Genomic DNA, 12,753 nt, shown 5'->3' with positions numbered 1-12,753 from the left:
CTGGCCGCATAGTCGCGTGGAGGCCGCTCTTGCGGGGGCCGGCCGCGCGCCGTCAAACCCGTTCACGTCAATAACATCCAAAGACAAAAGGGAGCGCCGTGACACATTCGATCGTCTTTCTCGACCGTTCGACCCTTGACGCCAATGTGCGGCCGCCGGACTTTCCGCACAGCTACAGGGAATATGACGTCACCGCGCCGGACCAGATTGTCGAGCGCCTCAAGGGCGCGACGATCGCAATCACCAACAAGGTTCCGCTGCGGGAGGCGACCCTCGCGCAATTGCCGGACCTGAAGCTCATCGCCGTCGCCGCGACCGGCACCGACGTCATCGACAAGACCTACGCCAAGGCTCATGGCGTTACCGTGTCGAACATCCGCAACTACGCCTTCAACACCGTGCCCGAGCATGTCTTCGCGCTCGCTTTCGCGTTGCGCCGCAGCGTCGTGCCCTATGTCGACGACGTGCGCGCCGGCCGCTGGCAGGAGAGCGATCAGTTCTGCTTCTTCGACCATCCGATCCGCGACATGCGCGGCTCGACGCTCGGCATCGTCGGCTACGGCGCCCTCGGCAAATCGGTTGGCAAGATCGCCGAAGCCTTCGGCATGAAGATCTTGGCCTATGACGTCTTTCCGCAGCCGGGCCTCGTCGACCTCGACACGCTGATCAAGGGCAGCGACATCATCACGCTGCACGCGCCGCTGACGCCGGACACCAAGAACATGATCGGCGCGCGCGAACTTGACATGATGAAGCCCGATGCGCTGCTCATCAACACGGCGCGCGGCGGCCTCGTCGATGAAGCCGCCCTTGCCGACGCCCTGACCGCGGGAAAGATCGGCGGCGCCGGCTTCGACGTGTTGACCGTCGAGCCGCCAAAGCAGGGCAATATTCTGCTCGATCTCAAATTGCCGAACCTTCTCCTAACGCCGCATGTCGCCTGGGCGAGCCGCGAAGCGATGCAAATTCTCGCTGACCAGTTGATCGACAATGTCGAGGCTTTCGCCGCCGGCAAACCGCAGAATGTCGTTGAAGCCTGAGTTCAGATTGTTTTAGGAGCGGCCATGGCCTCGGATATTGAAATCGCCCAGCGCGCCACAATGGAGCGCATCACCAAAGTCGCCGCGGAAAAGCTCGGCATCGACGACGAGCATCTTGAACCCTACGGACATTTCAAGGCGAAGATTTCGCTGGATTATGTCGACAGCCTGAAAGACCGTCCGGACGGAAAGCTCATTCTCGTCACGGCGATCAGCCCGACGCCGGCCGGCGAAGGCAAGACGACGACGACGGTGGGTCTCGGCGACGCGCTGAACCGCATCGGCAAAAAGGCCTCGATCTGCCTGCGCGAGCCTTCGCTCGGACCCGTATTCGGCATGAAGGGCGGCGCGGCCGGCGGCGGCTATGCGCAGGTCGTTCCGATGGAGGACATCAATCTCCATTTCACCGGCGACTTCAGCGCCATCGCGCTGGCGACCAATCTCCTCGCGGCGATGATCGACAATCACATCCATCACGGCAACGAACTCAACATCGACGTGCGCCGGATCGCCTGGAAGCGCGTCGTCGACATGAACGATCGCGCCCTGCGCGACATCACCATCGCCCTCGGCGGCACGGCGAACGGCTTTCCGCGCCAGGACGGTTTCGACATCGTCGTCGCCTCGGAGGTGATGGCGATTTTCTGCCTCGCCAATTCGATCGAGGATTTGAAAGCGCGTCTCGGCGCCATCGTGATCGGCTACACGACCGACCAGAAGCCCGTCCATGCGCGCGATCTACAGGCTAACGGCGCGATGGCGGTATTGCTCAAGAACGCTTTGAAGCCGAATCTCGTGCAGACGCTCGAGAACAACCCGGCCTTCATCCATGGCGGTCCCTTCGCCAATATCGCGCATGGCTGCAATTCGGTGCTCGCCACCAAGACGGCGCTCAAACTGTCGGACTATGTCGTGACAGAGGCCGGCTTCGGCGCTGATCTTGGCGCGGAGAAATTCATCGACATCAAATGCCGCAAATCGGGCCTGCGGCCGCAGGCGGTCGTCATCGTCGCCACGATTCGTGCGCTAAAATATCATGGCGGCGTGGAGCTCAAGGAGCTCAACACGGAAAACCTCGATGCGCTGCGCAAGGGGCTCTCCAATCTCGAACGCCATATCAACAACATCCGCAACCATTACGGACTGCCTGTTGTCGTCGCGATCAACCATTTCACAGCGGACACCGCGGCCGAGGTCGATCTGTTGAAGAAGAGCGTCGCTGATCTTGGCGCGCCAATCGTCGTCTGCCGCCATTGGGCGGAAGGCGGCAAGGGCGCCGAAGATCTGGCCCGCGTCGTCGTCGAGATGATCGACAAGGTCCCGAGCGACTTCCATTTCGTCTATGAGGATTCCGCCTCGTTGTGGGACAAGGCGACGGCGGTCGCGACCAAGCTCTATGGCGCGACCAAGGTGACGGCCGACGCCAAGGTCCGCAACCAGATCAAGAAGCTTGAAGAGAGCGGCTACGGCAATTTCCCGATCTGCATCGCGAAAACGCAATATTCCTTCTCGACCGACGCCAAGCTGCGCGGCGCGCCGACGGGCCATGACATCAACATCCGCGAGGTCCGGCTTGCGGCCGGAGCGGAGTTCATCGTGCTCGTCTGCGGCGACGTCATGACCATGCCGGGGCTGCCCAAAATTCCCTCGGCGACCAAGATCGACCTCAACGAAAAGGGCGAGGTCGTCGGGCTGTTCTAGGCCATCGCGAGACGCCCCAAGCATCGGAGTCTCGGACTCAACATCAAGCCGGCGCGCCTTCGCCGGCTTTTTTGCATGCGTGCGCTTGCGCATAGCGCGCAGAGTCGCAAAAGCTGAACAAGCGGGCCGCCATGGCAGGCGCAGGGGCTGACAGCTTGTTCACCGAGGATGATCTTTCCGCCGCCCGCGCTGCCGGCGTTCTTTCCGAGGACGATTATCAGCGACTGAACGCGTTTCTGCTCGGCCGCGCGCAAAAAATGCAGCCCCAGGGCCAAGAGCGGCTGGAGGGTTTGGCTGCTGCTCCCGAACCTGCCCGGTTCGACGTCATCCATCTGCTCTGGTACGCGGGCGCGCTTGTCATCATCGCGGCGATGGCCGTGTTCATCAATCAGGCGTTCAACGCGCTTGGCGGCCCGGGGCTGGCCTTGGTCGCGGTCTGCTACGCAGCCTTCTTTGTCTTTCTCGGCGATCATCTTTGGCGGCGCAGGGATCTCAAGATCCCCGGCGGACTTGCGATCACCATCGCCGTCGCCATGACGCCGATGGCGATCTGGGGACTACAGGAGTCGTTTGGCCTCTGGAGCGAAGATGCGATCGGTCGCCACGCCTACAGCGATTTCGTGCCGCTCATCAACGGCAACTGGCTCTTTATGGAGCTTGCCGCCGTCGCAGCGACCCTGCTTGCCCTGCGCTTCTTTCCTTTTGCGTTCCTGACGATGATCGCGGCAATTGCGCTCTGGTTCATGTCGATGGACCTTGGCGCGCTGCTGACGCATGGCCGTTACGACGATTATGAACTGCGGCGGGAGGTTTCGCTCTGGTTCGGCCTTGCGCTGATCGGCCTTGCCTGGTTCGTCGACGTCAAATGGCGCAGGGCGGGGGATTTTGCCTTCTGGCTGCACCTTGCCGCCGCCGCCGCTTTCTGGGGCGGCCTCACCTTTCGCGCCAGCTCGGGCGAATGGCTGGCGCTGACCTATTGCCTCATCAATATCGCGCTTGTGTTCCTTGCCGTGTTCCTGCGCCGGCGCGTCTATGCGGTGTTTGGCGCAATCGGCGTCAGCGTCTATCTCGGCCATCTCGCCTATGACGTGTTCGATCACGTCGTGCTGTTTTCCTTCGCGCTGTCGGCCGTCGGTCTCGCCATCATCGGCCTTGGCATCGCGCTGAACAGGAAAATCGGCGCGATCGACAGCTGGATCGACGCCAACGCGCCGCCCGCGCTGCAACGGTTACGGCCGCCGGCTTGATTTTGGTTCTATCTCTCGACCGCTTCCGACGCCTTCGTCACCCTGGCAAGCTGCGCGTCGAGCGCCGCAAGATCCTTGCGATTGGCCTGAAGCCTGCGTTCGAGCTGCAGCAGGATCGACCGGCTGCGGCCGCCGAGGGCCGGCGAATTTCTGACTTCCGTCAAATCATCTTCAGAATGGCGGACGAGCAGCGCGATCTGCTCGCGCTGCGCTTTGAGTTCCCCGATTTTGTGCAGCATCCCTAATTCCCCCCTGCTGCGGCCGCAGGAGCATGAAACTGCATTCTAACGCCTCAATCCCGGCGAGGTTTCGTTGCGCCAAAGAATTGCTGCGCCGCAGCGGCATGTTCGCGAACGGCCGATAGGGTTATGGGAACCTTAAGATGCGGCGTCGATACGGCGAAGCTCGCGCAACATGAGTCTGTGGCGTGACCATTTTTTGGCGACTCGGCCGCCACTCATTCTTTGAGCGCTTGGTCAGACTCTTTCGGGACGATAGGTTACCGCCGTCAGGATTTAGCCGATCGATGTGACCGGACATATTGACGCACGCAAGCTTGAGGACTTGCGCGCCTCGTTTCCAATACAGGAGACGCCTGAATTAGCGCGCCGCGCCGCTGTTGACGCCGCCAAAGCCGGCCCGTTCGGCAAAACCCTGTCCCTGGGTCCGGACAAAAATGTCGCGGCGCTCAGCGGCGGCTCCGGTGTTATATTCGCCGTAATAGGCGCTCGCGGCGATCGCGCGTTCGCTCTGGGGAAGCGCGCCGACCTGCTGGCCGTCGACGGTGGCAGGCGCCGAGGATCCGGACACGCGGTCGACAAAGGACTGGCCCGGGTCGACGACGCCGGCGACGGCGGATTGCTGGGCGATAGCGCCGAAGGCCAAGACGGCGGCGGCGCAGATGAGATTTTTCGAGGCGCTCATGATCTTTGCTCTTTTGTTGGACTGCATCGGCGGCGCTGACTGTCCGCCAGTAAGCTTCAATATGAATGGTCATATTGATATTGGCAATGCCAAAGTCGGGGCCTCGCGCGAACGTGATGCGCGCGATCGCCCTGCGCGCGAACCCGCAATATGGCAACCAAGCGCGCTATCCGGCGGCGCCCGGATTCTATGATTTGGGATTTTTTGGCTGGGGGTTTTTGCGCGTCAGGAGCGCGCCATAAGTTCAACGGCGAAGCCGTAGATGCGCCGCCGCGGCGCCTCTGGCAAAGCGGCGAGCGTTTTGAGATAGATTTCGCCGGCCTGGCACATTTCGCCGTCGCTGAGCGGCGGGTTTAAAACCTTGCCGTCGAGAAGCGTCGCGATCGCGGCGTTGGAGACGCCTTGCGCGCGCAGCGCATTCTCCAGCGTGTGAAAATCCTCCTCGGTCGGCCGCTCGCGGTCGCCGCGTTTATCCTTGCCGTCGCTGATGGCGTTGAGGCCCGCGGCGGCCAGCGCGGCGAGCAGGGCGCGGTGATCGCGCGAAAAACCTACGAAATCGGCATGGCCGCCGCCGTAGAGGAACGCGACGCAAAGCCCCTGATCATTCGCGGCCAACGCATGAAGCATTGCGTATCTGGCGTCGAAATAGCGATCCAGCGCCGGACCATCCGCCTGCGCGGCGAGGATCCCATGCGAGCGCCTCAATCCGCGCGCGGCCTCGATCATCAGGGCGTCGGCGCTGGCGCTCTCGCCCGCACTCGCCGCGCGCTCTGCGGCGCGCGCCAGAAAGGCTTCATATTCGGCCGGGAAAGCGGCTTTCAGAGTTTCGAAGAAACCGGAGTAATCGGGCGTTCCGGCGACCGTCCGTTCGATCGCCCGGCGCATGGCGGCGATCTCTTGCGGCGAGGCCTGACGCTCAGTGACGCGCCCGGAGCCCGGACCGCGCGCGGCCTCATGCCAGTAGGCCCAGCCGAGGATGATCGCGACACATGCGGCGAGGCCAAGCAGCGCGAGCCGCAGCGTATGCATGCCAGCCGGTTCTCCTTATTGATTTCGTTAGAATGTGCCCACAACCGCGCGGCGAGGGCAAGCGCGCGGGCCTCGTCTTTAGGCGGATGCTCTAGCTCGCGGCGCGCAGCCGCTCGAAGCCGCGCTCGAGATCGGCCTTGAGGTCCTCGACGTCCTCGAGCCCGATGTTGAAGCGCAGCGCCGGCCCCGGCGGCGACCAGGGCGTCGCGGTGCGATAGGCGCGGCAGTCGAATGGAATGACCAGGCTCTCGAAGCCGCCCCACGAAAATCCCATGCCGAACAGTTCCAGCCCATCCAGCATGGCGGCGACCGCCTTTTGCGGAAAGGGATTGAGCAGCACGGAAAACAGGCCCGTCGAGCCGTAGAAATCACGCTTCCATAAGGCATGGCCGGGGCAGGAGGGCAGCGCCGGATGCAGCACCGCTGCAATTTCCGGGCGTCCTTCGAGCCAGCGCGCCATGGCGAGCCCTTGCGCCTGCGCCTCGCGCAGCCGCAGTTCCAGCGTGCGCAATCCGCGCAGGGCGAGAAACACATCCTCCGGTCCGGGGCACATGGCGAAGGCGTCAGCTGTGGCGGAAAGGCGCGGCAGCCATTCGGCGGTGGCGGAGATGAGGCCGAGCAGCAGATCCGAATGGCCTGAGAGATATTTTGTGCCGGCCTCGATCGCCATGTCCGCGCCGCGCTCATGCGGCGGGAAGAACAGGGGCGTCGCCCAGGTGTTGTCGAGGATCGCGCATATCCCCTTCGCCCGCGCGATGGCGAAGATCGCCGGAACGTCGGGCAATTCGAAGCTTTGCGATCCCGGCGTCTCGAGGAAGATAACGCTGGTGTTCGGCCGGATCAGCTGTTCGATCCCGGCGCCGATCAGCGGATCGAAATAGGCCGTCTCCACCCCGAGCCGTGCGAGAACGCCGTCGCAGAAAATGCGCGAGGGGCGGTAGATCGAGTCAGTGACAAGGATGTGGTCGCCGGCTTTGACCGCGGTCAGCAGCGCCAGCGTGATGGCGGCGAGTCCCGTCGGGGCGAGCGCCGCGCCGGCGGCTCCGCAGAGCTCGGTCCATGCGTCGGTCAGCGCCTTGGTCGTCGGCGAGCCGGACGTGCCATAGGTGAAGGGCGCATTGCGGGTCACGAGGTCGTGATAGCTGGGGAACAGCACGGTCGAGCCGCGATAGACCGGCGTATTGACGAAGCCGAATTGCTCGGACGGGCGGCGGCCGGCGTAAACGAGCTTCGTTCGGGTCTTTAGCGCCTTGTGATCGTCTTTGGTCGACTCGGTCATTCTCGTCCAATCGGGCTTTTGATACGCTGCAAACTGTTGCCGCGCCGCGGCAAACGTCAAGATCACGCTTCAGAGCATTTCAAAAAAAGCGTGGTTTGGCCTCAGAAAATGCGTTGAAACAAAGGCCTAACCGCAGATCTCAGGCGGAGTGCGGGCAGGCCGGTCTGAAACGCCAGGATTTCGGATCAAGCATAAATGACCGCGCTTTGGAATGGCGAGAGCAATCGCGCCTTGCAAACCGCTCGGCCCGGGTGGTCAGGTTGCAGTTCATAAGGGCGCATCGGACCGCCGCCGCTCCGCGCCGGCGTCTCGCCAAGCAAGAGGAGGATCTATCGTGGCCTATGCATCCATAAATCCCTATACCGGCGAAACACTGAAGACTTTTCCCGACGCCGCCGACGCCGAAGTCGAGAGGGCGATCGAGAGCGCCCACGCAGCTTTTCTGTCGTGGAAGGACGTTCCATTCGCCAGCCGGGCCAAAATCATCCAAAGCGCGGCCAATATTTTGCGCAAGGAGAGCGACGCTTACGCCCGGCTGCTGACGCTCGAAATGGGCAAGCTGTTTTCGGAAGCCAAGGCAGAGGTCGAGCTATCCGCCGCCATCTTCGAATATTACGCGGTGCACGCCGAAAAGCTGCTCGCGCCGGAAAAGCTTCCGGTTGCCGATCCCGCCGAGGGGGAAGCGATCCTCGTGCATGATCCGCTCGGCGTGCTGCTCGCCATCGAGCCGTGGAATTTCCCCTATTATCAGATCGCCCGCATCCTTGCGCCGCAACTCTCCGCCGGCAATACGATGCTGCTCAAGCACGCCTCCAATGTGCCCCAGAGCGCCGCCGCCTTCGAGAGTTTGATGCGGAACGCCGGCCTGCCCGAGGGCGCCTTCAAGAACCTCTACGCCACGCGCTCCCAGATCGAACTTATTCTCAACGATCCGCGCGTCCATGGCGTCGCGCTGACGGGGTCCGAAGGCGCCGGCGCCGTTGTCGCGGCCCAGGCGGGCAAGGCGCTGAAAAAATCGACGATGGAGCTGGGCGGCGCCGACGCTTTCGTCGTGCTGGCCGACGCCGATCTCGAAAAGACCACGAAATGGGCGGTGTTTGGACGTCACTGGAACGGCGGACAGGTCTGCGTCTCCTCCAAGCGCATGATTATCGTCGACGAGGTCTATGACAACTTCCTCGATCGCTACAAGGCGGGGGTGGCCGGTCTGCGCGCGGGCGATCCCTTCGATGAACGCACGACCCTGGCGCCCCTGTCGTCGCAGGGCGCGGCCGATGAGGTAAAGGACAAGATCCGTGAGGCGGTCGGCCACGGCGCGACGGCGACCGAGGTCGGTCCCAGCGTTCCCAATCAGGGCGCTTTCGTGCAGCCGACGATCCTTACGGATTTCACGGAAGATAATCCCGCTCGCTACTGGGAGTTCTTCGGCCCGGTTTCCATGCTGTTCCGCGCCAAGGACGAAGACGACGCCGTGCGCATCGCCAATGATTCCCCCTACGGGCTCGGCGGCTCGGTGTTCACCTCCGATCCGAAGCACGGCGCCGAGGTCGCGCGGAAAATCTCGACCGGCATGGTCTTCGTCAACCATCCGACCATGGTGAAGGCCGATTTGCCCTTCGGCGGCGTTCGCCGCTCCGGCTACGGCCGCGAACTGATCGGGCTCGGCATCAAGGAGTTCGTCAATCACAAGCTGATCGACGTCGTCGACATCGACGCGCCGTTCTGACCTCGCCCCGAAGCAGCTCTTAGAGTCCGTTTGGAAAAGCCCGATTTCTCCAAAAGCCCTCATGGTGAGGAGGCCCTGGGGCCGTCTCGAACCACGAGGGCGCCAACAGTGCGCTCTGACCAAATCCTTCGAGACGCCATTTCTCAGGAAATGGCTCCTCAGGTTGAGGAGAACCGAATTTCTAAACGGCCTCTGAATTGAGGTTGGTCGGCTTTCGGCAGGTTTTGCCCATGCGGGCGTGTGAAGCCACAAAGCGGCGCTGAGCGGCGCCGTGGGGCCGGCTTGTGTTTTGGCCTCTTGCGCCAGCGCCCTTGACCCATTTCCGCAAAGCCCTCTAGTTGCGTCTGCGCGCCTGCCTTCCAAAGGCCGGCGCGCGGGGGTCAATTCTGGAATGGTTTCGCATGTTCAAAATGAACGTCGTCAGAACTCTCTTTGCGCTCGGGCTCATGATCGGGTGCGCGCAGGGGGCGCAGGCGGGCCTGCTCGATCAGGTGCAAAAGCGCGGCTATGTGATCTGCGGCTCCAATCCTGGCGTTCCGGGGTTCGGCCTGCCCGACGATAAGGGCGGCTGGACGGGGTTCGACGTCGATTTCTGCCGCGCGGTCGCCGCCGCCATCTTCAATGACCCGACCAAGGTCAAATTCATCGCGCTGAGCGCCAAGGACCGCTTCACCGCCCTGCAGTCCGGCGAAGTCGATCTGCTCTCGCGCAACACGACCTGGACGCTGTCGCGCGAGACGGGACAGGGGTTCCTCTTCGCCGGGATCACCTATTACGACGGGCAGGGCTTTCTGGTGCGCAAAAAGCTCAATCTTTCGTCCGCGCTGGAATTGTCCGGGGCCTCGATCTGCGTCCAGCAGGGCACCACGACGGAGCTGAACCTCGCCGACTTCTTCCGCGGCAACAATATGAAATATGAGCCGGTCAATTTCGCCAACGCCGAGGAGGCGGTGCGGGCCTTTGAGGGCGGCCGCTGCGACGCCTACACCACTGACGCCTCCGGCCTCTATGTCGAGCGCCAGCGTCTCGCGGACCCTGAAGACAGCGTGGTGCTGCCGGAAATTATCTCGAAGGAGCCGCTCGGCCCCGCCGTCCGTCAGGGCGACGATGGATGGTTCAACGTCGTCAAATGGACCTTGTTCGCGCTCGTCAATGCGGAAGAGCTCGGCGTCACCTCCAAGAACGTCGACGAAAAGGCCAAATCCGATCGGCCGGAAGTCAGGCGTCTGCTCGGCTTTGAAGGCAATTTCGGCGAACCGCTCGGGCTTGACGCCGATTGGGCCTACCGGATCGTCAAGCATGTCGGCAATTACGGCGAAATATTCGATCGCAATCTCGGCGACTCCTCGCCTTTGAAAATCAAGCGGGGGATCAATGCGCTCTGGACCAAGGGCGGGCTGCAATACGCCCCGCCGATCCGATAGGCGCACATTTGACGGCAGGGGGCGATGGACTTTCGCCAATCAGGGCGATGAAGCTTCGGCGCCATCCCGCGCTGGAGCTCTGGTATGACGCCAGGGCGCGGGCCGTCCTGTTGCAGATCGCTTTCGTCGCGGCCTTTGTGGCGCTCGCCGCCCTCGCCTTTATCGACGTGCGCGCCAATATGGAGGCGCGCGGCATTGCGACCGACCTCAGCTTTCTCGGCAAGGTCGCGGGCTTCGACATCAATCAGAGCCTCATTCCCTATAGCGCCGCCTCGACCTATGGCCGCGCCTTTATCGTCGGACTGCTGAATACATTGCTTGTCGCCGCGGTCAGCCTCGCGCTGGCGACCGTGCTCGGCTTTATCGTCGGCTTCGCGCGCCTGTCGAAGAACTGGATCGTCGGCCAAACCGCGATGGCCTATGTCGAGGCGGTGCGCAACGTGCCTTTGCTGCTGCAGCTTCTGTTCTGGTACAATGCTGTCCTGAAGCCGCTGCCATCGCCAAAGCAATCGCTGCCGCTTCCCTTCGGGATGTTTCTCAACAATCGCGGCCTGTTTGCGCCGGCGCCCGTGTTCGAGGCCGGCGCCTTTTGGCTCGTGATCGCGGCGGCCGTCAGCATCCTCGCTGCGATCGCAATGCGCCTGACGCCGAAACGGGTCAAATTCGCCACGCCGCCGCGGGCGTTTTTCAGCGGCGTCGCGGCGGCGGTGCTGATTGTCCTTCCCCTCGCGGCTTTCGTCGGCGCCGGGACGCCGATCGCCTTTATTCAACCCGAGCTCAAGGGCTTCAACTTTGTCGGCGGCGTGCGGCTGCTGCCGGAATTTGTGGCGCTTGTTCTCGGCCTCAGCCTCTATACGGCGGCGTTCATCGCCGAGATCGTGCGCGCGGGCGTCGAGGCGGTGCCGCGCGGCCAGCGCGAGGCGGCGGCGGCGATCGGCCTGAACAGCGCCGCCGCCAACCGTTTTGTCATCGCGCCACAGGCGATGCGCCTCATCGTCCCGCTGCTGACCAGCCAATATCTAAACCTCATCAAGAACTCTTCGCTCGCCGTCTTCATCGGCTATCCCGACCTTGTGCAGGTTTTCGCCGGAACCGTCCTGAACCAGACCGGCGCCGCCGTGCAGGTCATTTTCATCACCATGGCGGTCTATCTCGCGATTTCGCTCCTCGCCTCGCTCGCCATGAATCTCTATGGGCGCCGCTTCGCGCTGGTGGAGCGCTAGCATGGCCGCCAAGGCTCGCGGCGGCCCCGGCGCGAATGCGCTCTATGTGCTGCAGGGGCATATTCCGGCGCGGCCGCCGCCGCCGCGCCGCCGCCGGCTGATCGATCTGATCGCCGGCAATCTGTTCGACGGCTGGCGAGCCAGTCTACTCACCGTCGCGACCTTCGTTCTGATCGCGCTGATAACGCCGCCGCTGCTGCGCTTCCTCGTGTTCGACGCGGTCTGGTCGGCGCCGGACGGCGCCGCCTGCCGCGCGCCGGGGGCCGGGGCCTGCTGGGCCTTCATCTGGCGCAAGCTGCCCTATTTCACCTACGGCTCCTATCCGCTCGATCAGCGCTGGCGCGTCGACGTCACGCTGGCGATCGGCGCCGTGCTGATCTTCTGGCTGCTCTGGCTCGACGCCGCGCGGCGCAATCTCGCCGCGATCCTGTTCTTCGGCGTCTATCCGGTGGTCGCCTTCCTGCTCCTCCATGGCGCCCCTTCCATTGGGCTGCCGCGCGTCGCCAGCGATCTTTGGGGCGGCATCTTCGTCAGCCTGCTCGTCGCTATCGTCGGCATGGTCGTTTCGCTGCCCTTTGGCGTGCTGCTTGCGCTGGGGCGGCGCTCGTCGCTGCCGGCGCTCAGCATCGCCTGCGCCAGTTTCATCGAACTCGTTCGTGGCGTGCCGATCATCACCGTTCTGTTCATGGCGAATACGATGCTGCCGCTGTTCGTGCCGGAAAATCTCGCGCCCGACCGGCTGCTGCGGCCCCTCATCGGCGTCGCGCTCTTCGCCTCGGCCTATATGGCCGAAGTGGTGCGCGGCGGATTGCAGGCGATTCCGAGCGGTCAGTTCGAGGGCGCCGAGGCGCTGGGCCTCGGCCGCTGGCAGACGCAGCGCCTCGTCATCCTGCCGCAGGCGCTGCGGGCGGTCATTCCGGGCGTCGTCAATAATTTCATCGCGCTGTTCAAGGATACGACGCTCGTCGCCGTCGTCGGCATTTTCGACTTTCTCCGGACGGTCGATTCGGCGCGGCTCGATCCCGTCTGGGCGGGCCCGACCATTGCGACAACGGGCTATGCTTTCGCGGCGATGTTCTATTTTGTCTTCTGCTTCGCCATGTCGCGCTATTCGCTGTTCGTGGAGCGGCGATTTTCGCACGAGAGGCGAGGGTAAGCAT

General features: G+C 63.3%; 11 protein-coding genes. 7 read left to right on the top strand and 4 right to left on the bottom strand.

Going from position 1 to position 12,753, the window contains the following annotated elements; genetic code table 11:
* The first annotated feature begins 98 nt into the window (after positions 1-98).
* The 3 genes from MSIL_RS08725 to MSIL_RS08715 all read left to right on the top strand — a co-directional run bounded on the left by MSIL_RS08725 (position 99) and on the right by MSIL_RS08715 (position 3,988).
* On the top strand, positions 99-1,040 hold the full coding sequence (locus MSIL_RS08725; protein ID WP_012590730.1) for a D-2-hydroxyacid dehydrogenase: 942 nt from the start codon (positions 99-101) through the stop codon (positions 1,038-1,040).
* A 24-nt stretch (positions 1,041-1,064) separates the two neighbouring features.
* Entirely contained in the window at positions 1,065-2,741 is a 1,677-nt protein-coding gene (locus MSIL_RS08720; RefSeq protein WP_012590729.1) for a formate--tetrahydrofolate ligase, read from the top strand.
* A gap of 131 nt (positions 2,742-2,872) precedes the next feature.
* A complete protein-coding gene (locus MSIL_RS08715) occupies positions 2,873-3,988 on the top strand; it encodes a hypothetical protein (protein WP_041367800.1) in 1,116 nt (371 codons plus the stop codon).
* 8 nt (positions 3,989-3,996) lie between these two features.
* Here MSIL_RS08715 and MSIL_RS08710 read toward each other — a convergent pair whose 3' ends face one another.
* The 4 genes from MSIL_RS08710 to metC form a co-directional block, all read right to left on the bottom strand.
* Complete coding sequence (locus tag MSIL_RS08710) at positions 3,997-4,227, bottom strand: hypothetical protein (protein WP_012590727.1); 231 nt, start codon at positions 4,225-4,227, stop codon at positions 3,997-3,999.
* A 361-nt stretch (positions 4,228-4,588) separates the two neighbouring features.
* Entirely contained in the window at positions 4,589-4,912 is a 324-nt protein-coding gene (locus MSIL_RS08705; protein ID WP_012590726.1) for a hypothetical protein, read from the bottom strand.
* Between the two features lie 225 nt (positions 4,913-5,137).
* A complete protein-coding gene (locus MSIL_RS08700) occupies positions 5,138-5,941 on the bottom strand; it encodes a hypothetical protein (protein ID WP_012590725.1) in 804 nt (267 codons plus the stop codon).
* 91 nt (positions 5,942-6,032) lie between these two features.
* Entirely contained in the window at positions 6,033-7,220 is a 1,188-nt protein-coding gene (gene metC, locus MSIL_RS08695; protein WP_012590724.1) for a cystathionine beta-lyase, read from the bottom strand.
* 334 nt (positions 7,221-7,554) lie between these two features.
* Here metC and MSIL_RS08690 point away from each other — a divergent pair, with 334 nt between their 5' ends.
* The 4 genes from MSIL_RS08690 (at position 7,555) to MSIL_RS08675 (ending at position 12,749) form a co-directional block, all read left to right on the top strand.
* A complete protein-coding gene (locus MSIL_RS08690; protein WP_012590723.1) occupies positions 7,555-8,946 on the top strand; it encodes an NAD-dependent succinate-semialdehyde dehydrogenase in 1,392 nt (463 codons plus the stop codon).
* Positions 8,947-9,356: 410 nt separating this feature from the next.
* Positions 9,357-10,370, top strand: coding sequence for an amino acid ABC transporter substrate-binding protein (locus tag MSIL_RS08685; RefSeq protein ID WP_041368802.1), 1,014 nt, complete (start codon positions 9,357-9,359; stop codon positions 10,368-10,370).
* Positions 10,371-10,417: 47 nt separating this feature from the next.
* A complete protein-coding gene (locus MSIL_RS08680; RefSeq protein WP_012590721.1) occupies positions 10,418-11,593 on the top strand; it encodes an amino acid ABC transporter permease in 1,176 nt (391 codons plus the stop codon).
* Between the two features lies 1 nt (position 11,594).
* On the top strand, positions 11,595-12,749 hold the full coding sequence (locus tag MSIL_RS08675; RefSeq protein WP_012590720.1) for an amino acid ABC transporter permease: 1,155 nt from the start codon (positions 11,595-11,597) through the stop codon (positions 12,747-12,749).
* Positions 12,750-12,753 lie beyond the last annotated feature (4 nt).

It is taken from the genome of Methylocella silvestris BL2 (assembly GCF_000021745.1).
Taxonomy (GTDB): Bacteria; Pseudomonadota; Alphaproteobacteria; order Rhizobiales; family Beijerinckiaceae; genus Methylocapsa; species Methylocapsa silvestris.
This window is presented reverse-complemented; position numbering and strand designations above follow the sequence as displayed.